Origin of the sequence: Sediminicoccus sp. BL-A-41-H5 (assembly GCF_050632405.1) — a bacterium.
Classification (GTDB): Bacteria; Pseudomonadota; Alphaproteobacteria; order Acetobacterales; family Acetobacteraceae; genus Roseococcus.
The window spans coordinates 893649-919217 of record NZ_CP192601.1; the positions used below are offsets into that span (position 1 = coordinate 893649).

At 70.3% G+C, this 25569-nt stretch carries 30 protein-coding genes; 15 read left to right on the forward strand and 15 right to left on the reverse strand.

Going from position 1 to position 25569, the window contains the following annotated elements:
• Positions 1 to 65 precede the first annotated feature (65 nt).
• Together ACQ860_RS04480 and ACQ860_RS04485 are read left to right on the forward strand one after the other, a co-directional pair.
• Positions 66 to 566 carry a glycine zipper domain-containing protein gene (locus tag ACQ860_RS04480; protein ID WP_431302208.1) on the forward strand — a complete coding sequence of 167 codons (501 nt, stop codon included), beginning with the start codon at positions 66 to 68 and terminating at the stop codon, positions 564 to 566.
• Positions 563 to 1183 (forward strand): hypothetical protein, encoded by a 621-nt coding sequence (locus ACQ860_RS04485; protein WP_431302209.1) that lies wholly within the window; start codon positions 563 to 565, stop codon positions 1181 to 1183. Before ACQ860_RS04480 ends, ACQ860_RS04485 begins: the two co-directional genes overlap by 4 nt.
• A 12-nt stretch (positions 1184 to 1195) precedes the next feature.
• Here ACQ860_RS04485 and ACQ860_RS04490 read toward each other — a convergent pair whose 3' ends face one another.
• Positions 1196 to 1456, reverse strand: a complete 261-nt coding sequence (locus ACQ860_RS04490; RefSeq protein WP_431302210.1) for a SemiSWEET transporter — start codon at positions 1454 to 1456, stop codon at positions 1196 to 1198.
• Between the two features lie 49 nt (positions 1457 to 1505).
• Positions 1506 to 3254 (reverse strand): sulfatase-like hydrolase/transferase, encoded by a 1749-nt coding sequence (locus tag ACQ860_RS04495; protein ID WP_431302211.1) that lies wholly within the window; start codon positions 3252 to 3254, stop codon positions 1506 to 1508.
• Between the two features lie 72 nt (positions 3255 to 3326).
• Between ACQ860_RS04495 and ACQ860_RS04500 the strand changes: the two genes are divergently transcribed.
• Positions 3327 to 3965 carry a TetR/AcrR family transcriptional regulator gene (locus ACQ860_RS04500; protein ID WP_431302212.1) on the forward strand — a complete coding sequence of 213 codons (639 nt, stop codon included), beginning with the start codon at positions 3327 to 3329 and terminating at the stop codon, positions 3963 to 3965.
• Between the two features lie 72 nt (positions 3966 to 4037).
• Here the strand turns inward: ACQ860_RS04500 and argC are convergent, their stop codons facing one another.
• The 3 genes from argC to rplM form a co-directional block, all read right to left on the reverse strand.
• Positions 4038 to 4979, reverse strand: coding sequence for an N-acetyl-gamma-glutamyl-phosphate reductase (gene argC / locus ACQ860_RS04505; RefSeq protein WP_431302213.1), 942 nt, complete (start codon positions 4977 to 4979; stop codon positions 4038 to 4040).
• A gap of 127 nt (positions 4980 to 5106) precedes the next feature.
• Positions 5107 to 5607, reverse strand: coding sequence for a 30S ribosomal protein S9 (rpsI, locus tag ACQ860_RS04510; protein ID WP_431302214.1), 501 nt, complete (start codon positions 5605 to 5607; stop codon positions 5107 to 5109).
• 3 nt (positions 5608 to 5610) lie between these two features.
• Positions 5611 to 6081, reverse strand: a complete 471-nt coding sequence (gene rplM / locus ACQ860_RS04515) for a 50S ribosomal protein L13 (protein WP_431302215.1) — start codon at positions 6079 to 6081, stop codon at positions 5611 to 5613.
• Between the two features lie 193 nt (positions 6082 to 6274).
• On the opposite strand from rplM, the gene ACQ860_RS04520 reads away from it, so the two are divergent.
• Together ACQ860_RS04520 and ACQ860_RS04525 are read left to right on the forward strand one after the other, a co-directional pair.
• A complete protein-coding gene (locus ACQ860_RS04520) occupies positions 6275 to 6658 on the forward strand; it encodes a hypothetical protein (protein WP_431302216.1) in 384 nt (127 codons plus the stop codon).
• A 9-nt stretch (positions 6659 to 6667) separates the two neighbouring features.
• Entirely contained in the window at positions 6668 to 7048 is a 381-nt protein-coding gene (locus ACQ860_RS04525; RefSeq protein WP_431302217.1) for a hypothetical protein, read from the forward strand.
• A 39-nt stretch (positions 7049 to 7087) separates the two neighbouring features.
• Here ACQ860_RS04525 and ACQ860_RS04530 read toward each other — a convergent pair whose 3' ends face one another.
• Positions 7088 to 7441, reverse strand: coding sequence for a hypothetical protein (locus tag ACQ860_RS04530; protein ID WP_431302218.1), 354 nt, complete (start codon positions 7439 to 7441; stop codon positions 7088 to 7090).
• A 45-nt stretch (positions 7442 to 7486) separates the two neighbouring features.
• The gene (locus ACQ860_RS04535; RefSeq protein ID WP_431302219.1) at positions 7487 to 7849 is read right to left on the reverse strand and encodes a hypothetical protein; all 363 of its coding nucleotides are present in this window, start codon (positions 7847 to 7849) and stop codon (positions 7487 to 7489) included.
• A gap of 104 nt (positions 7850 to 7953) precedes the next feature.
• Here ACQ860_RS04535 and ACQ860_RS04540 point away from each other — a divergent pair, with 104 nt between their 5' ends.
• The 9 genes from ACQ860_RS04540 to ACQ860_RS04580 all read left to right on the forward strand — a co-directional run bounded on the left by ACQ860_RS04540 (position 7954) and on the right by ACQ860_RS04580 (position 15923).
• Positions 7954 to 8316, forward strand: a complete 363-nt coding sequence (locus ACQ860_RS04540) for a hypothetical protein (RefSeq protein ID WP_431302220.1) — start codon at positions 7954 to 7956, stop codon at positions 8314 to 8316.
• 600 nt (positions 8317 to 8916) lie between these two features.
• Positions 8917 to 10623, forward strand: a complete 1707-nt coding sequence (locus tag ACQ860_RS04545; RefSeq protein ID WP_431302221.1) for a dihydroxy-acid dehydratase — start codon at positions 8917 to 8919, stop codon at positions 10621 to 10623.
• A gap of 10 nt (positions 10624 to 10633) precedes the next feature.
• On the forward strand, positions 10634 to 11464 hold the full coding sequence (locus tag ACQ860_RS04550) for an NAD(P)H-binding protein (protein ID WP_431302222.1): 831 nt from the start codon (positions 10634 to 10636) through the stop codon (positions 11462 to 11464).
• Between the two features lie 18 nt (positions 11465 to 11482).
• Positions 11483 to 12661, forward strand: coding sequence for a M20 aminoacylase family protein (locus ACQ860_RS04555; RefSeq protein ID WP_431302223.1), 1179 nt, complete (start codon positions 11483 to 11485; stop codon positions 12659 to 12661).
• On the forward strand, positions 12654 to 13214 hold the full coding sequence (locus ACQ860_RS04560) for a chromate transporter (RefSeq protein WP_431302224.1): 561 nt from the start codon (positions 12654 to 12656) through the stop codon (positions 13212 to 13214). Before ACQ860_RS04555 ends, ACQ860_RS04560 begins: the two co-directional genes overlap by 8 nt.
• Positions 13211 to 13729 carry a chromate transporter gene (locus ACQ860_RS04565; RefSeq protein ID WP_431302225.1) on the forward strand — a complete coding sequence of 173 codons (519 nt, stop codon included), beginning with the start codon at positions 13211 to 13213 and terminating at the stop codon, positions 13727 to 13729. The genes ACQ860_RS04560 and ACQ860_RS04565 overlap by 4 nt, the downstream gene beginning before the upstream one ends.
• Positions 13726 to 14268: a chromate transporter gene (locus tag ACQ860_RS04570; RefSeq protein WP_431302226.1), complete on the forward strand. Its 543-nt coding sequence runs from the start codon at positions 13726 to 13728 to the stop codon at positions 14266 to 14268. The genes ACQ860_RS04565 and ACQ860_RS04570 overlap by 4 nt, the downstream gene beginning before the upstream one ends.
• Positions 14265 to 14807 (forward strand): chromate transporter, encoded by a 543-nt coding sequence (locus ACQ860_RS04575; protein ID WP_431302227.1) that lies wholly within the window; start codon positions 14265 to 14267, stop codon positions 14805 to 14807. The genes ACQ860_RS04570 and ACQ860_RS04575 overlap by 4 nt, the downstream gene beginning before the upstream one ends.
• A 30-nt stretch (positions 14808 to 14837) precedes the next feature.
• The gene (locus ACQ860_RS04580; RefSeq protein ID WP_431302228.1) at positions 14838 to 15923 is read left to right on the forward strand and encodes an alpha/beta fold hydrolase; all 1086 of its coding nucleotides are present in this window, start codon (positions 14838 to 14840) and stop codon (positions 15921 to 15923) included.
• On the opposite strand, the gene ACQ860_RS04585 is transcribed toward ACQ860_RS04580, so the two are convergent.
• The 7 genes from ACQ860_RS04585 to ACQ860_RS04615 form a co-directional block, all read right to left on the reverse strand.
• A complete protein-coding gene (locus tag ACQ860_RS04585) occupies positions 15916 to 17892 on the reverse strand; it encodes an alpha/beta hydrolase domain-containing protein (protein WP_431302229.1) in 1977 nt (658 codons plus the stop codon). The two genes, ACQ860_RS04580 and ACQ860_RS04585, sit on opposite strands and share 8 nt — an antisense overlap.
• An 80-nt stretch (positions 17893 to 17972) precedes the next feature.
• Positions 17973 to 18785, reverse strand: a complete 813-nt coding sequence (locus tag ACQ860_RS04590; RefSeq protein WP_431302230.1) for an aspartate dehydrogenase — start codon at positions 18783 to 18785, stop codon at positions 17973 to 17975.
• Between the two features lie 548 nt (positions 18786 to 19333).
• Entirely contained in the window at positions 19334 to 19816 is a 483-nt protein-coding gene (cynS, locus tag ACQ860_RS04595; protein WP_431302231.1) for a cyanase, read from the reverse strand.
• 131 nt (positions 19817 to 19947) lie between these two features.
• Entirely contained in the window at positions 19948 to 20781 is an 834-nt protein-coding gene (locus tag ACQ860_RS04600; RefSeq protein WP_431302232.1) for an ABC transporter ATP-binding protein, read from the reverse strand.
• A gap of 4 nt (positions 20782 to 20785) precedes the next feature.
• Positions 20786 to 21637: a nitrate ABC transporter permease gene (ntrB, locus tag ACQ860_RS04605; protein WP_431302233.1), complete on the reverse strand. Its 852-nt coding sequence runs from the start codon at positions 21635 to 21637 to the stop codon at positions 20786 to 20788.
• Positions 21638 to 21641: 4 nt separating this feature from the next.
• Positions 21642 to 22982 carry a CmpA/NrtA family ABC transporter substrate-binding protein gene (locus tag ACQ860_RS04610; RefSeq protein ID WP_431302234.1) on the reverse strand — a complete coding sequence of 447 codons (1341 nt, stop codon included), beginning with the start codon at positions 22980 to 22982 and terminating at the stop codon, positions 21642 to 21644.
• A gap of 147 nt (positions 22983 to 23129) precedes the next feature.
• Entirely contained in the window at positions 23130 to 23642 is a 513-nt protein-coding gene (locus ACQ860_RS04615) for a hypothetical protein (RefSeq protein WP_431302235.1), read from the reverse strand.
• A 97-nt stretch (positions 23643 to 23739) separates the two neighbouring features.
• On the opposite strand from ACQ860_RS04615, the gene ACQ860_RS04620 reads away from it, so the two are divergent.
• Positions 23740 to 24765: an SDR family NAD(P)-dependent oxidoreductase gene (locus ACQ860_RS04620; protein WP_431302236.1), complete on the forward strand. Its 1026-nt coding sequence runs from the start codon at positions 23740 to 23742 to the stop codon at positions 24763 to 24765.
• A 9-nt stretch (positions 24766 to 24774) separates the two neighbouring features.
• Here ACQ860_RS04620 and ACQ860_RS04625 read toward each other — a convergent pair whose 3' ends face one another.
• On the reverse strand, positions 24775 to 25560 hold the full coding sequence (locus ACQ860_RS04625) for an SDR family NAD(P)-dependent oxidoreductase (protein ID WP_431302237.1): 786 nt from the start codon (positions 25558 to 25560) through the stop codon (positions 24775 to 24777).
• Between the last annotated feature and the right edge of the window lie 9 nt (positions 25561 to 25569).

Genomic DNA, 25569 nt, shown 5'->3' on the forward strand with positions numbered 1-25569 from the left:
GTAATCCTTTGTCACGCATGTGGTTCGCGCGGGGTGGGCCGGAGCAACCCAGCGCGAAGGAGCGGATGATGCGGACAAGGGCGGGTCTTCTGGCATGCGTCGCGGCCTCGGGCCTGATGCTCGGCGGCTGCGAAGGCACCAACCAGCAGGCGGTCGCCACCGGGATCGGCACGGCGGCGGGCGGCCTCGCCGGCGCGCTGATCGGCCGGCAGATCGGCGGCTCGGGCTCCTCCGGCGCGCTGATCGGCGGGCTGGTGGGCGCCGCGGTCGGCGGCGTGGCCGGGAACATGATCGGCCAGCGCCTCTCGGAGGCCGAGCGCCAGCGCCAGCTGGCCGCCAACCAGCGCGTGCTCGACGCGCCGCTCAAGCCCAACGCGCCCCTGCCACGCGAGCAATGGATTTCGCCCGAGAATCCGGCCACGCGCGGCACGACGGAGGTGGTGCGCGTCACCGATGGCGGGAATTGCCGCAATGTGCGCGAAATCGCCTATGTGCGCGGGCAGGAGGTCCGCCAGGACACCCGCTACTGCCGCGGCGACAATGGCGCCTGGACGCGCCAGACGTGACCCGCCGGCTGGCCCTGGGCCTGCTGAGCCTGGCTCTCGCCCGGCCCGCCGCCGCGCTGGACTTCACCGTCCTCAACCAGGGCCGCGGGAATGCGATCTTCGCCGCCGGCGCCTTCGAGCGCGGCGATGCCAGCCGGCTGGAGGCCCTGCTGCGGCGGACGCCGAACGTCCAGGTGATCGTCTTCCGCTCGCCCGGCGGCGTCGCGGATGAGGGGATGGCGGTGGGGCGCGTCATCCGCCGCGCCGGCATCGCCACCCACCTGCCCGCCAACACGCAATGCGCCAGCGCCTGCACCTATGCCTATCTCGGCGGCACGGTGCGGACGATGGAACAGGGCGCACGCTACGGCGTGCACATCTTCAGCGCCAGCAACAGTCCGGGCCTGCTGCGCCGCGCGGAGGAGGCGATCCGCCGCGACGGGGCGGCCGGCGCCAGCGCCCTGATCCGGCTGATCGAGGAATCCTCGGCGCAATTCGCCGCGCAACTCGCCTACTACACGATCGAGATGGGCGTCTCGCTCCGCCTGCTGGAGCCCAATTTCCGCACCGCCCATGCCGATATCCGCTGGCTCACGCCGCGGGAGCTGCGCGACTTCAACGTGGTCAACGCGGACTGAGAATCCCGCCCCCTACCCGTGCCGCAGCTTCAGCACGAGGATGATGGAGGCGAGCGAGAGCGTCACCGCATTGGCCAGGATCAGCGGCAGGTCGCCGATCAGCAGCCCATAGGCCAGCCAGGCGCTCATCCCCACCACCATCAGCACGAACATGCCCAGCGAGACATCGGCGGTGGAGCGCGTGCGCCAGGTCTTCACCACCTGCGGCACGAAGGCGAGCGTGGTGCAGCAGGCGGCCATGAGGCCGATGGCGGAGACGAGGGACACTTCCACGCGGTGCGCTCCTGGATGGGGAGCGTCTCCTACAGCGCCGGCGCCGCGCTCACAAATCCACGCGATCAATCGTCCATTCGATGCGCGGGATGTCGGGCATCTCCCGCCCGTCATCCACGCCGATCTCGGCCGCGATCGCGCGCTCGAGCTTGGCGCGCATCGCCTCGATCAGCGCCGCATTCCCCGCGCGGTCCAGCGCCAGGTTGCGCACCTCCTGCGGGTCGGTCGTGAGATCGAAGAGCTCCACATCGTTCCAGCGGTACAACTCGTCCAGGTTTTCCGGCTTGTTGCGCTGGATGGGCGCGAAATAGCGCGTGAAGCGATGGCGTCCGTCGAAGATGCTGCGCAGGCTGCCGCGCTTGGTCAGATCCGGCTGGAAGCCCTGGCGCTTCAGCTCCTCCCTGGGGTCCAGGCCCGCCACGCGCGCCGCCCGCACCGCCTGCCACAACGCCGAATCATTGGTGCCGAGCCCGCTATAGGTGAAGAGCGCCGCCTCGCGCAGCGCATTCACCTCGGCCCCGGCCGGATTGGCCATCAGCGGCGTGAGGTCGCGCCCCGGCAGGCTGCGCCGCGCGAGCTCCGCCACGCGGCCGGGCGCGACCCCCGCCATGCCGAGCAGCGTGGGCACCATGTCGATATGGCTGGAGAGCGCCCGGCAATCCTGCCCGCCCCGCACATCCGGGTGCGTCACGTAGAGCGGCAGATGCGTCGTCTCCTTGTAGGCGAAGGGCCCCTTCCCATGCAGGCCATGGGCGCCCGCCATCTCGCCATGATCCGCCGTGAAGACCACCGCCGTGCGGTCGGCCACACCCAGCGCATCCATCTCGCCCAGCAGGCCCGCGAGCGAATTGTCCACGTTGCGGATGCAGTTGATGTAGTAGTCATGGAAGCGCCGCCAGCGCTCGGCCTCGCGCGGGATATGGCCCAGCACCACGTCCCAGGTGCGCAGGAATTCCCGATGCGCGCCGGGGCGGCCGGGGGCGTCGAAGCTCTCGTTCAGCGTGGGCGGGACGGGCGTGTCCCAGCTGGCGCGATAGAGCGCGTGGTCGGGCGCGCGGCGCGGCGTGGTCAGCAGACCCGGCACCTCCTGCACCGGCTGCCCCGGCAGGTCGGTGTTGAAATACATCACGTCATGCGGGTTCACGAGGCTGACGAAGAGCGCCCAGGGCCGCCCCTGATCCTGCAATTCCCGCCCGTGCCGGCGCAGCCAGGTGGCGGCGCTGCCCGCGATCAGGTGGTCGAACTCGAAGCCGCCGCGGGCATGGCCGATGATGTCGCCCACGCCGTTGTAGTCGGCGAAACCGTGCTGATCCATTTCGCGGGTGAAGAGGCGCTCGGGCTCCTGGCTGTCGAAGCTGTCGTTCAGGTGCCACTTGCCCTTATAGGCGGTGTAGTAGCCGGCTTCGCGCAGCATGTGGCCGATGGTGGGGATGCTGTCCGGCAACTTCTGCACCCAGGGCACGTCCGTGTTCTCGAACATGCGGTTGTCGGGCGTCTGGAGGCCCGTCATCAGCACGGCGCGCGAGGAGGTGCACATCACCGCCGGGCATTGATGGGCGTGGAAGGTGATGCCCTGGCGCGCCAGGCGCTCATGCCCCGGCAGCGAGAGGCCGGTGGGCCAGCGGGCCGCGTAGCGCTCCTGGTCGGTGAAGATGAAGAGCAGGTTGGGCGGGCGGCGGCTGTCGCCGCGCAAAGCGAGGCCGGGTGCGGCGGGCTGCGCCCGCGCCTGGGTGAGCGTGGCGCCCATCGCGGCCCCGAGGAGGATGCCCCGGCGGCTGGGCTGCGGAAGCTGGGGCATGGGGGTCCTCTCTGGCTCGATCCGGATTGACGCTATTGTCAAATTGACGATTTCGTCAATATAATCCTTCCCATGACATCCAGGCCCGCCTCCCGCGCCGAAATCGGCCATGCGCGCCGCGCCCGCACCCGCGCGCGGCTGGTGGGCGCGGCCACGCAGGTGTTTGCCCGCCTCGGCCCGGATGCGCCGGCGCTGGAGGATGTGGCGCATGCGGCCGGCGTCGCGCGGGGCACGATCTACAACCACTTCGAGACGCGCGAGGCGCTGCTGACGGCGGTGGCGATCGAGGCGGCGGAGGTGATCGGGTTGGAGATCCTGCCGCTGCGGGCGTGGCGGGACCCGGCGGCGCGGCTGGCGGCCTCGCTGCGCTGCTACATCCGGCGGGCGGGGGCGGCGCCGGAATGGGGCTGGGCGGTGGTGCGCATCGCCTTCGTGGCCGCGCCCTTGGGCACGCGGATGACGCAGGATCTCGGCCAGGATCTGCGCGAGGGGCTGGAGGGCGGCCGTTTCCGCGCGGCCTCGATGCAGGCGGCGTCGGACATCGTGCTGGGGGCGGGGATTCTGGGCATGCGCGCCGTGCTGCGCGGCGAGGCGCCATCCGGCCATGCCGAGGGCGTGGCGCTGGCTGTGCTGCGCGCCTTTGGGGTGGAGGATGCGGAGGAGATGTCGTCTCTTCCGCTGGGCCTGCCTCATCTGACCTGGGCTGCCTGAAGCCCGAAGGTCCGGGACACCGGGTTTCTTGGCGGGAGAGCGCGAGAGGGCGGAGCCCTCTCGCTGTCTTGACTACGCCGCCAGCGGCAGCGCCTCGCTCACATCCACGCCGAGCATCAGCCCGAGGTTCTGCACCGCGGCCCCGGACGCGCCCTTGCCCAGGTTATCGAGCCGCGCGACCAGCACCGCCTGGTTGTGCTTCGCGTTTCCATAGACGCGCAGCTCCAGCATGTTGGAGCCGTTGAGCGGCTCGGGCTCCAGCCGGGCGGCGGGATCGGCCGGCATCACGCGCACCCAGCCGGACTTGGCGTAGCGCGCGGCCAGCGCCGCTTCGAGATCGGCGGGCTTGGGCTTGCCCGGCAGCGCGTCCAGGTGGAGCGGGATGCTGACCAGCATGCCCTGCGCGAAATTGCCGACGCTGGGCACGAAGATCGGCCGCGTCGTCAGCCCGCCATAGAGCTGCAGCTCTGGCACGTGCTTGTGCTCCAAGGCGAGGCCGTAGAGGAAGAAGGGCGCCGCCGTGCCTTCGTCGAACTCCGCGATCATCGCCTTGCCGCCGCCCGTGTAGCCCGAGACGGCGTTGACGGTGACGGGGTGGTCGGCCGGCAGCAGCCCCGCATCCACCAGCGGCCGCAGCAGCGCGATGCCGCCCGTGGGGTAGCAGCCCGGGTTCGCCACGCGCTTGGCGCCCGCGATCAGCGCCGCATGCCCCTCGGTGAGTTCCGGGAAGCCATAGACCCAGTCCGGGTTCACGCGATGCGCGGTGCTGGCGTCGAGCAGCTTCGGCGCGGCCTCGCCCATCTCGGCGGCCATGGCGGCCACTTCCTTGGCGCCGGCATCGGGCAGGCAGAGCACGACGGCGTCCACCTCTTCCATCAGGCGGCGCTTCGCGGCGGGGTCCTTGCGCTCATGCTCCGCGATCGAGCGGATGGTGAGCGAGGGATGATTCTGCAGGCGGGCGCGGATCTGCAGCCCCGTCGTCCCGCTTTCGCCGTCGATGAAAATGCTCGCCATGTGAACCTCCGTGAGGATGCAGAGTGAACCAGGTAGGGTTTGAAAGGCAAAAGGGGCGGACCCTTGCGGATCCGCCCCTTTCGTATGTCCGGCATGCGGGCCGGGCGTGACGCCCGGATCCTGGACGTCAGCGCTTGGAGAACTGGAAGGAACGTCGGGCCTTGGCCTTGCCGTACTTCTTGCGCTCGACCGCACGCGGATCGCGCGTGAGGAAGCCCGCCTTCTTCAGGATGCTGCGCAGCTCCGGCTCGTAGTTCACGAGCGCGCGGCTGATGCCATGGCGCACCGCGCCGGCCTGACCCGAGAGGCCGCCGCCGGTGACGGTCGCGACCACGTCGAAGGCCTGGTAGCGGTCGGCCACCAGGAAGGGCTGGGCGATCAGCATCCGCAGCACGGGGCGCGCGAAATACTGCGTGGCCGGCTTGTCGTTGATGGTGAACTTGCCCTTGCCCGGCATCACCCAGACGCGGGCAACGGATTCCTTGCGGCCACCCGTGGCATAGGCGCGGCCCTGGGCGTCACGCTTCGGCTGGACGGGAGCGGAAGCCTCGGCGCCCGGGGCAACGGTGTTGCCCTGCACGAGGTTCTTGAGGTCCGCGAGGGAATTGGCGGTGGTCTGCTCGCTCATGACTTAGGCGACCTTGTTCTTGCGGTTCATGGCGGCGACGTCGAGGGCCACCGGCTGCTGGCCGGCATGCGGGTGCTCGGTCCCGGCATAGACGTGCAGGTTCTTCATCTGCTTGCGGCCCAGCGGGCCGCGCGTGATCATGCGCTCCACGGCCTTGGTGATGACGCGCTCGGGGTAGCGGCCGTCGAGCAGCTGGCCCTTGGAACGCTCCTTGATGCCGCCCGCATAGCCCGTGTGCCAGTAGAACATGGACTGCTCGGCCTTGTTGCCGGTCAGCTTCACCTTGCCGGCATTGAGGATGACGACATGGTCGCCGCAATCCACATGCGGGGTGAACTGGGGCTTGTGCTTGCCGCGCAGCCGGTTGGCGACGATGGTGGCGAGACGGCCGAGCACGAGGCCCTCGGCGTCGATCACCCACCAGTTCTTCGTCACCTCGGCCGGCTTCAGCGAGCGGGTCTGTGTGCTGAGCATGATAACCTTCAAATACGCTGGATCTGGGGCCGGTGTGTGCCTGAGGCCGTCCGGAAGGTCAAGCCAGAGGCGCGATTTTTTGTTGTGGTAACGAGATACCACATATCGCGGCCATCGGCGCGGCCGAAGGGCGGCCCCGGGATCGCCGATTGGCGGAGGGACGCGCGGCGCGCTTAACATGCCGACACATCACATGTCGGAGGCCGTCATGCGCCGATTTGCAGCCCCTGCCCTTCTGGCAAACCTCGCGCCCCCCCTGCGCGCCGAGGCGCAATCCGACGGCCTGCCGGTCTGCTTCGAGAACGAGACGAACATCGTCCTGTTCCGGGCCAAGGCGCATCACACGCCTGTCGGCGGCGCCGAGGTCAGCGGCTCGGGATGGGAGAGGGTCGCGCCGCACCAGCGGCATTGCCGGCACGTCCCCCTGTCCCGCTCGGTCCGCCTCGAGATGGAGCATTGGAACGGCGCCTCGCTCCCGACCGCCAGCGGGTGCAGCGTGACGATCAGCAATCCGACCGGCGTCATGGTCGGCGCCGGGCGGACGGCGGTGGGCCAGTTCGTCTGCGGTCTCGGATAGGAGGGCCGAATGATCCAGCCGCCAGTCATCCCGATGCGCCAGTTCCTCCTGCTCCCCCTGCTGCTCGCACCGCTGCCGGCCGCGGCGCAATCGGGCAGCCAGGTCTTCTGCTTCGCGAATGAGACGCACAACGTGCCGATGCGCGCCAGGATCCGCGAGTTCACGGCCTCGGGGCAGGAGAGCGCGACCGATTGGACGCGCGTCCCGGGAGGGTCACGGCACTGCGTCCGTCTGGTGAGGCCCGCCGCCGTCCGGTTCGAGGTCCAGCAATTCATCTCCCCGAGGTGGGAAGGCGTGCCGACCTGCTCCCGCACGCTCAGCCAGCCCGGCCGCGACGCGACCCTGCGCGCGACCGGCAGCGGCTTCGGCTTCATGTGCCATTGGATGTAGCGGCAAGGCCCCCCCGCCACGGGGCCCCGCGGCCGGCCCTCAGCCCAGGTCGCGGCACATCAGCGTGGTGTAAGCCTGCATCTCGGCCGGGCTGTAGTGCCGCAGCACGCCCTCGGCGAAGGGATGCCGGATCGTCATGCCCGGGTGCATGTTGATCGCCGCGCCATTGGGCCAGCGGGCTGCGGTCTGGGGCAGTTGCAGCGTGACCCGCACCTCCATCGCGCGATGCGCCACCAGCTCGATCAGATAGAGGTAGCGCCAATTCCCCTCCGCCAACGAGCTGTAGGCGGCGGTGACGCGCGGCCCGCAGGGCGTGGGCGCATCGGCGCGCGCGGCGGCGGCGCCTGACAGCAGGGTGCAGAGGGCCAGGGCGGCGGGACGGATCATGTGCATGCGCGAGAGCCTCGCGCCACGGCCTTAACGCCGGGTGAAGCGGCGCTACCAGCACATCAGCGTGGTGCGGGCCCGCATCTCGGCGTCACTGACCCGCGGCCCGTCCCAGAGCGCATAGACATCCTTCCGCGAGGCGCCCGCGGAGAGCACCATGGGCCCGCCATTGGGCCAGCGGGAATCCGCGCCTGGCAGCGTCATCGTCACGCGCAGATGCAGCGCCTCATGCGCGGTGAGCTGGATGAGATAGGCGAAGCGCGTGCCAGCTTCCTGCAGGGAGGAAAAGACGGCGGTCACGCGCGGCCCGCAGGGCGTGGGCGCGCGCCCGGCCATGGCCGCCGGCGCATGCGCGAGGGCGAGGGCGAGGCCGGCGATCACGAGGCAGAGGGCGGCGTGCGGGCGGATGGGCATGCGCACCAGCCTGGCGCGGCCGGGTTAACCAAGGATGAGCCGGGCGATTCGTCGTTCGGCAACCCGCCCGTGGGAGGCTGCCGCCCTCCTCGAAGGGATCCCCCATGCGCCAGCTTCCGCTCCTGCTCCCTGCCCTGCTCCTCGCCCTGCCGCCCGCCGCGGCGCAGGGCCCCATGGCCTGCGCGCTGAACAACACCTACCAGAACCTGAGTGTGCGGCTGCACCTCCAGGCCGCCAACGGGCAGGACATCGCCCCCGCCACCTGGCAGTCCTTCCTCCCGATGATGGAGGTCTGCGCGCCTCTCCAGGGCGCCGCCGCGGTGCGCTACGAGGTGACCATGAGCTCCGTGGTGCCGGGCGCCGTGCCGTTCATCCTCTGCGCGGTCACGGTCAACCAGCCGAGCGGGCGTGCGCGGATGATGGTCACCGGCGGCCAGGGCGCGGCGCTGCAATGCAGCATCCAGTAGCCGCCCAGGGGCCAGGGCGGCAGCCTGGAAACCCTTGCGGAAGCACGTCCTCCCTGCGCCGCCCGTCACGATGGATGTCGCCGAACGGCACCCCTGGCAGCGCCGATTGGCAAGCCCGCGCGTTGGCCTGCGTGATCCGGCCAGCATCAGACTGGCGGCAAAACCATGCGCAAGTTCCTCCTGCTGGCCCTGCTTGGCGCACCGCTGCCGGCCGCGGCCCAATCGGCCGGCCAGCTCTTCCGCTTTGCGAATGACACGCTGGCCGTTCAAACGCGGGTCAAGATCCAGCAGGGCAGGCGCGACGGGTTCGGGAGCGATATCGATTGGATGCGGGTTGCGGGCAAGTCGCGATACTGGTGCGCCTCGAGAGCCCCTATGCCGTCCGCTTCCATGTGCAGTCCTGGAAAATGCGTTGGGAAGCGACGGCTGACTGCGGCCGCACCATCAGCCAGCCCAGTGCCGGAGCAATCCTGCGCCTGACGGGGCGGGTCTTGGACTTCATCTGCAGTACGGAGTGACGGCCCGGCTCGATTCCCGACGGGGCTTCGCCGCTTCGCGCTTCCGGCCTATGACGGGCGAAAGCCAGCAGGAGAGCGCGCCATGACCGACGACACCACCAACCCCGCCGCCCATGGTCTCGGCCGCAACGCCGCCAATTACGGCGACCGCGAATTCGCCCTCTATCTCCGCCGCAGCTTCGCCGCCTCCATGGGCTATTCGAAGGATGCGCTGACCCGCCCCGTCGTCGGCATCGTGGACACGGCGAGCGACTTCAACAATTGCCACCGCTCCGTGCCCGACCTGATCGAGGCGGTGAAGCGCGGCGTCATGCTCTCGGGCGGCCTGCCCATGGCCTTCCCGACCATCAGCCTCTGCGAGCCCTTCCTCACCCCCTGCTCCATGCACTACCGCAACCTCATGGCGCTCGACACCGAGGCGATGGTGAGCGCGCAGCCCATGGATTCCGTCGTGCTGGTGGGCGGCTGCGACAAGACGGTGCCCGCGCAGCTCATGGCCGCGGTCTCGGCCGATGTGCCGGCCGTCATGCTCGTGACGGGGCCGATGAGCGCCAACCGCTACCAGGGCGAGCGGCTGGCCGCCTGCACCGATTGCCGCCGCTACTGGGCGCGCTACCGCTCGGGCGATGTGAGCGAGGCGCGCATCAATGAGGTGGAGAACGCGCTCGCCGTCACCGCCGGCACCTGCGGCGTGATGGGCACGGCCAGCACCATGGCCTGTCTCGTGGCCACCCTCGGCTTCATGCCGCTGGAGGGGGCCAGCGCGCCCGCCGTCCATGCCGACCGCCTGCGCATCGCCGAGGAAGCCGGGCGGCTGGCCATGGGCCTCAAGGTCCGCCCCTCCGAGATCATGACGATCGAGGCGGTCGAGAACGCGATGCGCGTGCTGCTGGCCCTGGGCGGCTCCACCAATGCCCTGGTGCATCTGGCCGCCATCGCCGGCCGCGCGGGGCTGCGCGTGGATCTCAAGCGCCTGGATGAGATGAGCGACGAGACGCCGGTGCTGGTGGACCTCAAGCCCACCGGCGAGGGGTACATGGAGGATTTCCACTTCGCCGGCGGCATGCGCGCCCTGCTCTGGGAAATCCGCGACCTGCTGCACCTCGAAACCCGCGACGTCTACGGCCGCACGCTGGCCGAGCGCATCGGCGACGGCACGCATTTCGTGGACCGCACCTACATCAAGGCGCGGGAGAAGCCGGTCTCTCCCGTGGGTGGCCTCGTCGCCCTCTTCGGCTCGCTGGCGCCCGATGGCGCGATCCTGAAGCGCTCGGCCGCCACCGAATCCCTCTTCGAGCATGAGGCGCCCTGCATGGTCTTCGACAGCGTCGAGGATCTCGCCGAGCGCATCGACCGCGATGACCTGGACGTGACGCCCGAGACCATCATGATCCTGAAGAATGCGGGCCCGCTCTCGGCGGCCGGCATGCCCGAGGCGGGCTACCTGCCGATTCCGAAGAAGCTCGCGCGCGCCGGCGTGAAGGACATGGTGCGGATGAGCGATTGCCGCATGTCCGGCACCGCCTTCGGCACGGTGGTGCTGCATATCGCGCCCGAGGCCCAGGCCGGCGGCCCGCTCGCCTTCGCCGAGACCGGCGACCGCATCCGCCTCTCGGTGAAGAGCCGCAGCCTCGACCTGCTGGTGGATGAAGCGACCCTCGCCGCCCGCCGCGCCAGGTGGTCCGCGCGCGCCACGCCCAAGCGCGGCTGGGACCGCCTGGTGCATGAGCAGGTGCTCCAGGCGCCCGATGGCGCGGATCTCCGCTTCCTGCGCAGCGAGGGCGTGTGACGCCGCGGCGATGATCGCCGTCCTCGGCGCCTCCGGCCGATCCGGCGCGACACTCTGCCGCGCGCTGGATCAGCCTTTCCGCGCCGTGGTGCGCGATGCCGCGAAGTGGCAGGCGCTCGGCATCGCCGCCCCGCATGCGGTGGCCGACCTGCGCGACGAAGGCGCGCTCAGCGCCGCACTCGCCGGCGCCACCACCATCATCTCCTGCGCGCATGCGCGGCACATCCCGGCCATCCTCGCCGCGGCGCCGCCCGGGGCCCGCTTCGTCTTCATGGGCAGCACGCGCCGCCATTCGCGCTGGCCCGACGATCACGGCAATGGCGTGCGCGCGGGCGAGGCCGCCTTCCTGGCCAGCGGCCGGCCGGGGGTCCTGCTGCACCCCACGATGATCTACGGCGCGGAGGGCGAGGACAATGTCCAGCGCCTCGCCGCGCTGATGCGCCGCCTGCCCGTGCTGCCCCTGCCCGGCGGCGGCGGCAGTCTCGTCCAGCCCATCCACCAGGCGGATGTGACGCGCTGCCTGGTCGCGGCCAGCAGCCGCGCCAATGCCGCGCCCGAGGTCACCATCATCGCGGGGCCCGAACCCCTGCCCTATCGCGCCTTCTGCGCGGAAGTCGCCCGCGCCGCCGGCATCCCGCCGCGCGCCGTCCTGCCCATCCCGGCCAGCCTTCTGATGGCGCTCAGTCCCATCACGCGCATCCTGCCCTTCCTGCCCAGGATCGGCGCGGAGGAAATCCGCCGCCTCACCGAGGACAAGGCCTTCGACATCACGGCCATGCGCGCAACGCTGGGCGTGACACCCATCCCCCTTGCGGAAGGTCTCAAGCGGACGTTTTGTTGAGGGGAACAGGAGTTTCCCATGCCCATCATCAACCGCATCGCCGAATTCCATCCCGAGATGACGGAATGGCGCCGCGATTTCCACATGCACCCCGAACTCGGCTTCGAGGAGCACCGCACCGCCGGCATCGTGGCCCAGAAGCTGCGCGATTTCGGCTGCGACGAGGTCGTCACCGGCATCGCCAAAACGGGCGTCGTCGGCATCATCCATGGCGGCCGCGGCAAGACCGGCCGCGCCATCGGCCTGCGCGCCGACATGGACGCGCTGCCGATCGAGGAGGCGACCGGCCTGCCGCATGCCTCCACCATTCCCGGCAAGATGCATGCCTGCGGCCATGACGGCCACACCACCATGCTGCTGGGCGCGGCCAAATACCTGGCCGAGACACGCAACTTCGACGGCACCGTCTATGTCGTCTTCCAGCCGGCCGAGGAGAATCTCGCCGGCGGCGGCGTGATGGTGCAGGAGGGCCTCTTCGAGCGCTTCCCGATGGAGCGCATCTTCGGCCTGCACAACTGGCCCGCCATGCCGGAGGGCACCTTCGCCTGGCGCGAGGGCCCGGTCATGGCGGCCGTCGCCAACCTCGAAGTCACGATCACCGGCAAGGGCGCGCATGGCGCGCTGCCCTTCCAGGGCAATGATCCGATCGTCATCGCGGCCGCCATCGTGCAGGCGCTGCAGACCGTGGTGGCCCGCAACCTCGACGCCGCGGATGCCGGCGTCATCACCATCGGCCACATCAGCGGCGGCCACACCTACAATGTGATCCCGGAGACGGTCCGCATGCTCGGTACCGCGCGCTGGTTCCTCCCCGAGGTGGGGGACATGCTGGAGGCGAGGTTCAAGTCCCTCGTCACCGGCATCGCGGCGAGCTTCGGTGCCACGGCCACCGCCGAATTCCTACGCGCCTATCCCGCCACCATCAACGAGGCCGAGAGCACGCAGCTCGCCAGACGCGCGGCGCTGGCCGTGAGCGGCGAGGCGCGGGTGGCGCATATGCCCAAGCCCACCATGGGGGCCGAGGATTTCGCCTTCATGCTGAACGCCTGCCCCGGCAACTACATCATGCTGGGCGGCGCCAAGACCGGGAACGAAGCCAGCGTCCACCACCCGCTCTACGACTTCAACGACGACATCCTGCCGATCGGCGCCAGCTACTGGGTGACGCTGGCCGAGCAGCTTCTGCCCCGTGAGTGAGGCCCCACCGAAAATCCCCGGCAAGCTCGAGCTCTTCCTCGGCTATGTGAAGATCGGGCTGCTCGGCTTCGGCGGCGTCGGCCCCTGGTCGCGCCATGTGATCGTGGAGGAGCGCAAATGGCTCTCCGAGCGCGACTATGCCGAGGTGCTGGGCCTCGGCCAGATCCTGCCCGGGCCCAATGTGGGCAATGCCTCGGTGATGATCGGGCGGCGCTTTCATGGGCTGGCCGGCGCGCTGATCGCCACCGCAGGGCTTTATATCGGCCCGCTCTGCATCCTCATCATCCTCTCCGTGCTCTATGAGCGGTTCGGCACGGAGCCGGGGGTCGCGCCCTTCATGCAGGGTGTCGCCGCCGCGGCGGCCGGGATGGTCATCGGCACCGCGCTCAAGATGGGCCAGAATCTCCGCCCGCCACCGGAGCTGATCGTGGTCGGCCTGCTCGCCGTCGCGGGGGCGGCCTTCCTGCGCCTGCCGCTGCCGCTCATCGTCGTGGTGCTGGCGCCGCTGGGCATCTGGCTTTCCCTGCGGCGATCCTGGAAGCGTGCGCCATGACCCTGCTGCTGCAGATTCTCTTCGCCTTCGGCACCCTCTCGCTGCTGGCCATCGGGGGCGCGAACGCGGTGCTGCCCGAGATGCATCGCCTCGTCGTGGATGTGCATGGCTGGATGGATGACGCGACCTTCAGCCAGCTCTTCGCGCTCGCCCAGGCCGCACCCGGCCCCAATATCCTGGCGGCCTCCGTCATGGGCTGGCACATCGCGGGCGGTGCGGGGCTCGCCATGGCCACCATCGGCATGCTGCTGCCCGCCGCCATCCTCGCCTATGGCATGCAGGGGCTGACCGAGCGGCTGCGCGGCGCCACCTGGCTCAAGCCCGCGCAATTCGGGCTGGTGCCGCTCGCGGTCGGCCTCATCGCGGGCTCGGGCGTCATCATGGCGCAGGCGGCGGGAACGGATTGGCTGAGCTTCGTCATCATCGCCGTCTCCACCATCTTCGTCTGGCGGACGAAATACTCGCCGCTCTGGGTGCTGGCGGGCGGCGGCGCGCTGGGGCTTCTGCTGCTGTGAGCCGGCGCGCGCATCCCTCCAACCGCGCGCTCTTTTTCACCTATCTGCAGATCGGGCTGACCAGCTTCGGCGGCGTGAACGCCTGGGCGCGGCATGTGCTGGTCGAGCAGCGCGGCTGGCTGACCGAGCAGGAATACGCCGAGACGCTGGGCCTGGGCCAGGTGCTGCCCGGCCCCAATGCGCTCAACACCGCGATCGGCGTGGGCACGCGCTTCGGCGGCGCCATGGGTGCGGCCGCCTGCGCGCTCGGCCTCTTCGCCGGGCCCATGGCGCTGCTGGCGGGCATCGCGGCGCTGTATGACGCCTATGGGCAGTTGCCCCTGGTGCGCGCGACGCTGACCGGCATCGCCGCCGCCGCCGCCGGCATGGTGCTCGGCACCGCGATCAAGATGGCGGTGAAGCTGAGGCCCACGCTGCCCTTGCTGCTCGTGGGCCTCACCGCGCTCGGCCTCGCGCTGCTGCGCGCGCCCCTGCCCTATGTGGTGCTGGGCCTCGCGCCCTTCGGCCTCGCATCCGCCTGGTGGGCGCTGCGCCGATGAGCGAGGGCGACGATCTCTGGGCGCTCGTCTGGGGCTTCCTCGGCATCTCGCTGCTCTCGGTGGGCGGCGGCGTGGCGGCACTGCCCGAGATGCACCGGCTGATGGTCGAGAACCACGGCTGGATGGATGACCTCGCCTTCTCCAAGCGCTACGCCCTGGCCCAGGCGGCCCCCGGCCCGAATGTGATGGTGGTGGGCCTCTTCGGCTGGCATGTGGCGGGGATCACGGGCATGTTCGCGGCCATGCTCGCCATGTGCGGGCCGACCTCCATCCTCGCCTACGCCTTCTGCCGCCTGCGCGGCCATCTGCAGGGGGCGATGGCGATGCGCGTCTTCGAGCGCGGCATGGTGCCCATCGCGGTCGGCCTCATCGCCGCCTCGGGGCTGCTGCTGGCCCAAGGCGCGGCCTTCGGCACGGGGGGCGCACCGCTCGCCATCGGCATCTCCATCGCCAGCACGCTCTTCGTCTGGCGAAGCCGGTTCAGCCCGCTCTGGGTGCTGGGTGCGGGCGCGGTCATCGGTGCAATTTTCTTGCATTGAGTGCAATGCGCCCCCTGTTGCACGGCCTGGTTGCATGTCATCGTCGGATACATGCACACGACAGTATTTTTCGCCACCAACCGGCAACTCCAGGGTGACGGCACCAGCGCCAGCCATTATGCGGGCGAAACCGGCCCCGCCGGCCAGCCCGGCCGCGTCACCCACGCCGTCGCCTTCGTGGAAGGCACCGACCTCGCCCGCCTGGAAGCGGGGCGCCTCGCGCGCATCGAAAGCGTGGCGGCGGATGATTTCAGCGACACGGTGACGGCCGACCTCAGTTCCGGCCGCAACCTGCTCATCTTCGTCCACGGCTTCGCCAACAGCTTCACCGACAGCCTCACCCGCGCCGCCTTCAACCGCGAATTCCTCGCCGCCTCGGGTGTTGCCGCCGCCGATTGCAGCGTGGTCAGCTTCTCCTGGCCCTCGCGCGGCGTGGTGGTGGACCCGGATGACGTGCTGGGCGGGATCGCGCTCGGGCCCATGACGCTGGCGCTGAAGCTGCTCGGCATCACCGCCTCGCCGCTGGCCCGCGCCTATTTCGAGGACCAGGCCGCCGCCGCCGCCTCCGCGGCCGATCTGGTGAGCTTCCTCGACCGGCTGCGCCCCGCCATCCGGCGCGTGCGCAAGCGCGGCGGACGCGTCTTCCTGCTCGCGCATTCCATGGGCAACCGGGCCATCGAGCATGCGCTGAACCGCTGGGCCGCGATGGGCCTGCCGGAAGATGTGCTGTTCGACGAGGCGCTGAGCGCGGCGGCCGACTGCCCCTATGCGGAGGCGATGCGCGGGCCCGCCTGGCTCGGTCATCTCGCGACGGTCTCAGGCCGGCTCAGCCTCTACCACTCGGCGGCGGACCAAGTGCTGCGGCTGAGCCAGGTGGTGAACAACATGCAGCGCCTGGGCCGCAGCGGCCCGGTGGACCGCACGGACCTGGCCCGCTACCCGCGCGACACCACCCGCTTCGTGGATTGCGAGCGCCTGGTGGATATGGGCCCCGGCCACACGCTCGACGCCAGTCACCAGTTCTACCGCCGCATCCCCGAAGTGCGCGACGACATGGCCCGCGTGATGGATGACAAGGGCACCGGCGGCCGCGTGGTGCTGGAAGGCGTCATCTGATCCGCGCGAGCGTCCCCGCCTCGGCCGCCGCCACCATCGCCGCCGCATCCTCGGCCAGCAGCAGGCGCTCGGCCACCAGCCGCTCGGCGCTCGCGCGCACGGCGGCGACATAGGCCGCGCTGTCCGGCCAGCGCTCGGCGATGGAGGGGCGCGGGTCGCCGCGCGCTTCCCGCTCGGCCCGCGTGGCCGCGAACGCCAGCGCCGCGCCCTGGTTGGTGCAGAGCGCGCCCGCGCCGAAGCCCTGGGCGCGCGGGTTGTAGCCCGTATAGGTGGCGCGCGGCGCTGCGATCACCGGCAGGCGGATGCCGGCCACGGCATTGCCATCGGCATCCAGCGTCGGCACCAGCACCGGCCAGGCGCCGATCGCGCGCGGCGGCATCACGCTCAGGTCCAGCCGATAGGCGGGCGTGATGGAATCGGGCGCGACGAGCCCCGGGATCGCCGGGAAGGCGAAGCCCGCCGCACCCTCGCCCCGCCGCGCGAGCAGGCCCGAGGGCCGCAGCGTGCCATCCGCGACGCTCGGCGTGCGCGAGGCCGGCGGCTCCACCCCCTCGCGAATCCAGGCCTCCATCGCCACCATCAGCGCGCGCATCGGGGCGCCGGCCTGCAGCGGATTGAGCGGCATGGCGCAGAGCTGGCCCTGCTGCGCCCAGGCATTGGCCGCCGCGTAATGCGGGTGCCCGGCGAACATGTAGGCCCGCACCTGCGCCGGCAGCGCGACATGAGCACCCGCCGCATCCGTCACGGTGAGCGAGCCGCGCGCGCCCCAATATTCGAACTCGCTGTCGGTCTGCATGATGCGCGGGCAGTTGCGGCGCTCGGTGCAGCGGCGCAGCAGACCGTCCGTCGCGCCGCTCAGCGGGTCGGTCGTGTCGGCATAGGTGAAGGGGAACTGGTCGGCCGGGTAGAGGCGGTCGGTGTGGTCGGAGGGGTTGCGGCCCGGCTGCGCCCAGCGGGTGTTCACATCGGTGCGCCGCGCGCCGGGGATGTGCGGGATCATCCCCTCGAAGACCTGGCGCCCGGCCGTGTCCTCGTTGAAGCCCAGATACACCGCATCACGCAGGAAGCGCCCGGATTGCGAAACGCCGAGCGAGACGGCCCGCGCCGAGGCCCGCCCCGCCTGCGGATTGCCACCCGCTTGCGGATCCATGGGCGCCTCGCCATGGCGCAGCGCGGCCGCGACGTCGCGGAAGGCGGCGAAGCCCAGGCCCATCACGCCCGGCTCGCGCGCCGTATAGGTCACCTCGTAGATCGCGCCGGCGTCGAAGCCCTCCGGCCGGGTGATGGTGATGCGATCCGGCGCCGTGAAGGCCACGGCGAGGCCCGGCGGCGTGGCGCGCGCATCCTCCGTGCGGGCGCGCACCGTGACGCGCAGGCTCGCGGGATCGGCCAGTTCATAGGTGAGCGTGCCGGTCGCGGGGTTGGTGCGGTTGTCGAAGACGAATTCATCGCGCACCGCGCCGGTCACACCCGGCACCCGCGGCACCTGCACGCGCATCCCCTGCCCCGGCGTCGGGTCGCCCTGCCAGCCGATCCAGGCCAGCGTGTAGCCCTGGCGGAACATCCAGCCATTTCCGGCATCGGTCGCACTGGCATAGCGGCCATTGCTGGCGCCCGGCGCATCATTCAGCAATTGCCCGATGATCTGCCGGCCACGATTGGGCGGCTCCACCAGCAGCGTGCCATTGGCCCGCGCTGGATCCGTGGGCCGCAGGATCAGCACATCCGCCACCGCCTCCACCCGGCCCGCCGCGTTGCGGGGCGCGAGGCCGATATCGGCGATCACCGCATTGCGCGGATCGGCGGGGTCGAGCGCGATGGTGGCGCGCCCGCGGATCAGCTCATAACCACCGGCGGCGCCGAAACTGGCGCCGCCATAGGCGGGGGTGGGCGCCTCCATCTCGAAGCGCGCCACCTGCGCGGCGGCGGGCGTGGCCGCGAGGGCCAGCATGAGTGCGATGTGTCGCATGGGGTGTTTCCTCTCCGGACCCCAAGCTTGGGCGCGCGCCGCCCCGAGGCGCAAGCCTCAGTGGTTCAATGGCGCAAGCCTCAGCTGCCAGCCTTGAGCGTGCTCGTCATCCCGCGCAGGCAGGCGAGGATCGAGAGCGGCGTGATCTTGCCCGTGCGCGGGTTCTCGACGCTCGGCACGTTCTCGATGGTCATGGTCAGCCGCACCTCCGCACTCTCCACGCGGATGGTGTGCTGGTTGCGCGTCATCGCCGGGTCCGCCCAGATCTCGACCATGGTGCGCTCGGGCCCGATGCCGGCCAGCGCCAGGGCGGCGGCCACGTTCACATTGGCCGGGAAGCCCTGCGCCGCGTCGAAGGCGTTGCCCTTGAAGATCATGGTGGGCGTGGTGATGGCCAGCACGTCGATCTTGTTCAGGTCGAGATAGGGCGCGCCCACCAGGCCGCCCGGCGGCTTGCGCGTCTCGATGGTGACGGAGGAGACATTGCCCTCCGCCGCCGCGCGCACGGCGTCGAGGCCCAGCAGCGCGCCGGTGGGGACGATGATGCGCGCGCCCGTCTGCTTCGCGCGCTCCACCAGATGCATGCGCGGCAGCAGCGCGCCGCAGGAGCTCGGCACGAAGACGCGCCCGCGCTCGATGGCGGAGAGCGCCACCTCCTCGAAGACGGCGGCGGGCGCGGCTTCGACCACGATGTCCGCCAGCTCGGCGAGCTGCGCCAGCGGCACGATGGCCGGCTTGTGGGCGAAGCCCGCGATGTTGGCGGCGGCCTTGGCCTGGTCCTTCGCACTCACCGCGACCAGGCGCAGCCCCTGCACGCCCCTGTCCAGCGCGCGCGCCAGATGCAGCCCGATGGCGCCGAGCCCCGCGATGCCGACCGTCAATTCCTTGGACATGGATAACCCTCCCGAAAGACCTCGGGAGGGATAAAGCACCAGATCGGGCCGGCGCGAAGACAGGGCGCGGTCATGCGCGGACCGCCTGTCTCCGCTGCACCCCGGTCAGGCTGACGCATGACATGCGGGGGGATAGCCTTCCCCGAACCGTGCTGGAGCACCGCCGATGAACATCATGGTCCCTGCCGTCATCCTGGGGCTGGCCGCCTAGCCTGCGGCCGCGGCGCCCCCCTCCCTCCCGCGCCATGAGGTCACGCCTGATCAGGCGTGGCGGCGCGTGCAGGATCTGGGGCGGCCCGGCCTCGGCGTCGCCCCTGGCGTCGGGGCGCCGGGCGTCGGCGTGGCGCCGGGGGTCGGGGTGGGCGCGCCCGGTGTGGGCGTTGCCCCGCGCGTCGGCACGCCGGGGGTTGGCGCACCTGGCCCCGGCGCCGCCCCGGGAGCCGGAGCGGGCGCCGCCGGCCCCGGCATCCGCCCGGGAACGCCCACGAACCGCGGCGGCCCGGTGGACCGTGCCGGCCGGCGGTGAGAGCCGGCCGCCCGGGTGCGGCTCAGTCTTCCTTGAAGCCGTAATCCGGGATGCCCTGCTCATTGCCGTAATACTTGTAGGGCAGGAACTTGCCGGACATGGTGATCTTCACGCGGTCGCCCTTCGGATTGGCCACGCGCTCGAAGTCGAAGTCGAAATCGATGGCGGACATGATGCCATCGCCGAATTCCTCCTCGATCAGCGCCTTCCAGGCCGGGCCGTTCACCATCACCATCTCGTAGAAGCGATAGATCAGCGGGTCGGTCGGCGGCATGGGCGTGCCGCGATAGGGCACCTCGTTCAGCATGCGCTCCTCCACCTCGGTCAGGCCGAAGAGTTTTCCCGCTTTTGCGGCCAGCGGCTTGACCAGCTTCATCTGGCCCATCAGGGCGCCGACGATGAGCGTCGGCGACATGCCGCCGATCTCCTCGCAGATATACTTCCAGGTCCAGGCGTTCTCGCGCTTGATGTCGAGGATCTTCTCGGTCAGTTGCGCACGTGTCATTGCGTTTTTCCCTCAATCGCCGGCGCGCACTCCGTGCGCTTGGCTTCGGCGCGCGGCGGTCGCGCCGGTGGCAAGGTCCCTGGGGCGCCGCCGGCCGCTGTGCGGCCGGCCCCTGGGGGTTGGGGTTGATGTCAGCCGCCGAGCTCGACGACAGGCGGATGCTGGGCGTCGTAATCGGCGGGCGGCGTGCCCGCCAAAGTCCGGCTGCGCGTGATCAGGAAATCCATGATGTGGTCGCGCAGCGGATGGTAGCCCGGCATGTGGTGCAGGTCGGCGCGGGTGCGCGGGCGCGGCAGCCGGTTGTGCAGCACCTCCGCCACGCGCGCCTCGGGGCCGTTGGTCATGAGCAGGATGCGATCGGCGAGCAGGATCGCCTCATCCACGTCATGCGTGATCATGAAGGCGGTCTGCCCCGCCTCGGTGACGAGGCGCGAGACCTCCTCCTGCAACGAGCCACGGGTCAGCGCATCCAGCGCCGAGAAGGGCTCGTCCATCAGCAGGAGCTTCGGCTTCACCGCCAGCGCGCGGGCGATGCCCACGCGCTGCTTCATGCCGCCCGAAAGCTGCGAGGGCTTGCGCTCGGCGGCCTGGGAGAGGCCCACCCGCGCCAGCGCCTCGCGCGCGGCGTCGCGCACGCGCGCCTTGTCCCAGGACGGGTTCCGGCAGGAGACCGCGAAGGCGACATTCTGCTCGGCCGAGAGCCAGGGCATCAGCGCATGGCCCTGGAAGATCACGGCGCGCTCGAGCGAGGGGCCCTCGATCTCGCGCCCTTCCACCAGCACCACGCCGTCGCTCGGCGTGTCGAGCCCGGCCAGGATGTTCAGGATGGTCGTCTTGCCGCAGCCCGAATGGCCGACGAGGCAGACGAATTCGCCCTTCTCGATGGTGAACCAGACATTCTGGAACACGGTGAGGCCAGGAAATTTCCGCGCGATTCCTTCCACGGAAACGATCCGGTTGGTCATCGCACTACTCCTGCCAAGCCACGGCCTGGGCGATGAAGCCCAGCAGCCGGTCGAGCGCCAGCCCCACCAGCCCGATCATCAGGATCGCGATGACGATGTCGGCGATGCTCAGATTGTTCCACTGGTTCCAGACCCAGTAGCCGATGCCCGTGCCGCCCACGAGCATCTCCGCCGCCACGATCACCAGCCAGGCGATGCCGATGGAAATCCGCATGCCCGTGAGGATGGTGGGGGCGGCCGCCGGCAGGATCACGCGCATCGCCGTCTTCCAGCGACCCGCCTCCAGCGTGCGCGCCACGTTCAGCCATTCCTTCCGCACGGAAGCGACCCCGAAGGCCGTGTTCAGCAGCATCGGCCAGATCGAGCAGATGAAGATCACGAAGATCGAGCTGATCGATGAATCCTTGATCGTGTAGAGGGCGAGCGGCATCCAGGCGAGCGGCGAGACGGGCCGCAGCACCTGGATGAAGGGATTGAGCGCCGCGTTGAGCAACGGGCTCATGCCGATGACGAAGCCAAGTGGGATCGCGATCACGGCCGCCAGCAGGAAGCCCGCCATGACGCGCCAGAGCGACCAGGCGATCTGGATGCCGATGCCCTGGTCATTCGTGCCGCGCTGGTGGAAGGGGTCGCTCAGCAGCTCGACCAGGCGCTTGCCGATATCGGTCGGCGCCGGCAGGGCGGTCTGCCCGCCGCGCGCGGCCTCGGGGCTGAGCAGCGCCGCCAGCTCGGGGTCCACCGTGGCGGCGCCGCCGGTGGCGCTGCCCTTCACGGCCATCTCCCAGGCGAACAAGAGGGCGAAGAGCAGCGCGGCCGAAAGCAGCGCGGCCCGCCACACCGGAACTGTGGTGTTCATGATGTCAGTTCCGCTTGATCGCGAAGCTCGCCATGTAGGCTTCCGGTTGCGTCGGGTCGAAGCGCTTGCCGAGGATGGTCTCGACGCGCATCGAATTGGCCGGCACCGGCATGCCGAGGTAGCGCATCACGCGGCCGGCATCGAGCGAGAGGAAGGTCTGCTCCGCCACCGCGCGCCAGTCCACGTCGCGCTGCAGCTGATTCCAGCGGCGCATCTGCGTGAGGATCCAGACCGCCATCGAGTGGTAGGGGTACGGGTCGAAGCCGATGCGGTTGGGCTGGCGCACCACCTGGCCCAGACCATTGGCGAAGGTGCCGGTCAGCACCTGCTGCACCACGGTCAGCGGCTGGTTCAGGTAGTTCGGCCCATGAATGGCGTTCGCCACCTCGACGCGGTTCGCCTGGTTGTCGGAATAGGCGGTGGCCTCGACGATGGCGCGCAGCAGCGCGGCATAGGTGTTGGGCGTGTCGGTGATCATGCTGCGCGGCACGGCGAAGGCGCAGCAGGGATGCCCGTCCCACAGCTCACGCGTCAGGATGTGGATGAAGCCGACACCGTCGAACACGGCGCGCTGGTTGAAGGGATCAGGCCCCAGGAAGCCGTCGATGTTGTCGGCGCGCAGATTGGCCACCATCTCGGGCGGCGGCACGGCGCGGATCTGGATGTCACGGTCGGGATCGAGGCCCGCTTCGGCCACATAGGCGCGCAGCAGGTAGTTGTGGATCGAGAAGTCGAAGGGCACGGCGAAGCGGAAGCCGCGCCAATCCTTGGGGTCTCGCTTGTCGCGGTGCTTGTTGGCGAGCGTGATGGCCTGGCCGTTGATGTTCTCGATGGCGGCCACCGAGAAGGGAATGGGGTTCGCGACACCGACGCCGAGCGACATGGCCACCGGCATGGGGGCCAGCATATGCGCCGCGTCATATTCGCGCGCGATGGAGCGGTCGCGAATCACCGCCCAGCCGGCGGTGCGGATCACTTCCACGTTCAGTCCATGCTTGCGGTAGAAGCCCATCGGGTCGGCCATGATGATGGGCGTCGCGCAGGTGATGGGGATGAAACCGATCTTGAGGTCGCGCTTCTCGGGCGCGCCGGTCGCTTGCGCCATGGCTTCGCGGGCATTGGTGAGCGGCAGCACGCCCTCCAGGGCCGCCAGCAGCGTGCCGGCGCCGAAGGCGGTCAGCAGGTTGCGGCGCGTGCCGGCATCAGGGAAGGCGGCACGGATCGCCGCCTCGTTCACCGCGCGACCGAGCTCGCCCGTGCCATCGGCAGGGGCCTGCTCCATGCAGGTGAAGCCGGCGGCGTGGCTGGTGCCGCAATCACAGAGACGGTTGAAAATCTGGGCCATCGGGCGCTCCCTGGTGTTGCCGCGCCTATGCACATGCTGTGCCAGCGATTCCAAGCCACCCGGACGCCCTGACGCGCGGCATTAATCTCCTACCGGAACGATTTCTGTTCATTTTATGGGCATTCTGCCATCTGAAAGGGCGATCACTCAGCCCTGGGCGCTGATCTCGATGCGCCTGAACTCCGCCATGAGCCGCGCGAGCCCTGCGACGAACTCCGCATTGGCGGCCTTCATGTCGGCGGAAAGGGGCGCGCTGCCATCAGGGCGCAGCGCGATGCGCCAGGAGCGGTCCTCCGCCTGCTCCACCCAGCCGCGCCGTCGGAACCCCTCCAGCTTGCGCCGCACCGTCTCGCGCGGGATGCCGGTCACCTCGGCCAGCCGCCGCGCATTGGTCCAGCCCTTGTTCACCGGCCGGGCGCCATAGGCCAGCGCGCCCGCATCCCCCGCGCGCCGCGCCACGCGCAGCTTTTCGGCGAGCGGACCAGGGCCGAAGGCGGCCAGCGGCAGCGCGTCCTCGAGGTCGCCCAGCTGCGTGCGGAGATCGGCCATGTGGCCCACGAAAAACAACCACCAGGCCAGGTGATACTCCGCGAAGCGCTCGGCATAGGCGCGGCGGAAGGCCTCTCCCGTGACGGCGGGCCCGGGGCGGGCGCGTGGCATGGCCGGGTGATTTCCTTGGTGCCCGGAATGGGCACTCAAAACCTTCGGCCACGTCATCCAGGCGGCAAGCCCTGGGCCAGGGAGAGGGAACCACAAGATGGGCATCGAGATCAGCCTGGCCGGCCAGGCGGCCATCGTGACGGGAGCGGGCGCGGGCATCGTCGTCAGTGACCGCGACGCCGCGACGGCCGAGGCGACGGCGGCAGCGATCCGCGAGGCCGGCGGCGAGGCGCTGGCCCTGCCCTGCGACGTGACGGAGGAGGCGGCGCTGGCCGCGCTGGTCGGCCAGGCCATCACGCGCTTCGGCCGGCTCGACACCCTTGTGAACAATGCGGGCGGCGGCGGGCCCAAGCCCTTCGACATGCCGATGGCCGATTTCGAATGGGCCTATCGCCTCAACGTCTATTCCGTCTTCCGCCTCTGCCAGCTCGCAGCACCCCACAGGCAGGAAGCGGGCGGCGGCGAACCACCTCACGCGCAACATCGCCTTCGACCGCGGGCCCAGGGGCATCCGCGTGAATGCCATCGCCCCCGGCGCGATCAAGACGCAGGCGCTGGCCCGCGTGCCGGCGCCCACGTGATGATCGCCGACCTCGATGGCGCGAAGGCCGCCGCCACCGCCGCCACCATCGCTGCCGAGACCGGCCAGGACGTGCGCGGCATGGCCTGCGACGTGACGAGGGAGGGCGACATCCAGGCCCTCGTCGCCGCGACCGTGGCGGCCTTCGGCGGCATCTCCATGCTGGTGAACAATGTCGGCTGGGGCGGCGTGAACGCGGACCCTCTGGCGGTGACCGAGACGCAGATGCTGGACAGCTACAAGCTGAACACCATCAGCGCCTACAGCATGACGGCGGCCGTGCGCCTCTGCCGCGCCGTGCTGCCGGGGATGCAGCAGCGCCGCTGGGGCCGCATCATCAATGTGCTGAACATCGGCGCCAAGGCGCCGCTTGCGACCTCGACGCCGACCAGCGTGAGCCGTGCCGCCGGCATGCCGCTGAACGAGAAGCTCAACCTGCTGGGCGTGGCCGGCCTCGCCCAGCCGGGCGAGGCGATCCGTGCGGCGGGCGGCGGCGGCGCCAACTGGACGATGCTCCAGGCGCAGCTCTTCTGGACCTTCTGAGCCGCGCCGTCAGACCACGGGCGAGCGCCCGCCATCCACATTGATGGCGGTGCCGGTCACGTAGCCGCCCTGCTCGCTCGCCAGCATCAGCGCCATGGCGGCGAATTCCTCCGCCTTGCCGATGCGCCCGAGGGGGACGGAGCGGCCCTGCTCCTCCTTCCACTCCTCCCAGGTGATGTTGCGCTGGTCGGTCGCGTGGCGGCGCACCCATTGGTCGCTCTCGATGATGCCGACGAGCAGCGCGTTCACCAGCACATTGTGCGGCGCGTATTCGTTGGCCAGGGCTTTCGTCAGCGCCATGCCGGCGGCACGGCTCACGCTGGTCGGCGTCGAGGTCGCAAGCGGCGCCTTGGCGCCGATGTTCAGCACATTGATGATGCGGCCCCAGCGGCGCTGCTGCATCCCTGGCAGCACGGCGCGGCAGAGGCGCACGGCCGCCATCAGCTTGAGGTTGAGGTCGTCCTCCCAGAGCGCGTCGCTGATGTCCATGAAGGGCCCGCGCTGCGAGGTGCCGGCATTGTTCACCAGGATGTCGATGGGCCCGATCGCGGCGGCGGCCGCGGCGGCGGCATTCGCGCAGCCCTCGGCGGTGCGGATATCGGCCGGGATGGCGGCCACCTTCGCGGCCGGCGCCGCCGCCTGGATCTCGGCCTTCGCGGCCTCCAGCGCATCGGCGCCGCGCGCCACCAGCGCCACATGCCCCCCCGCCTGCGCGAAGGTCTTCGCCATGGCGAGGCCGAGGCCCTTGGAGCCGCCGGTGATCAGGGCTTTCCGCCCGTTGAGGGTAAGTTGCATGGCGCCGAT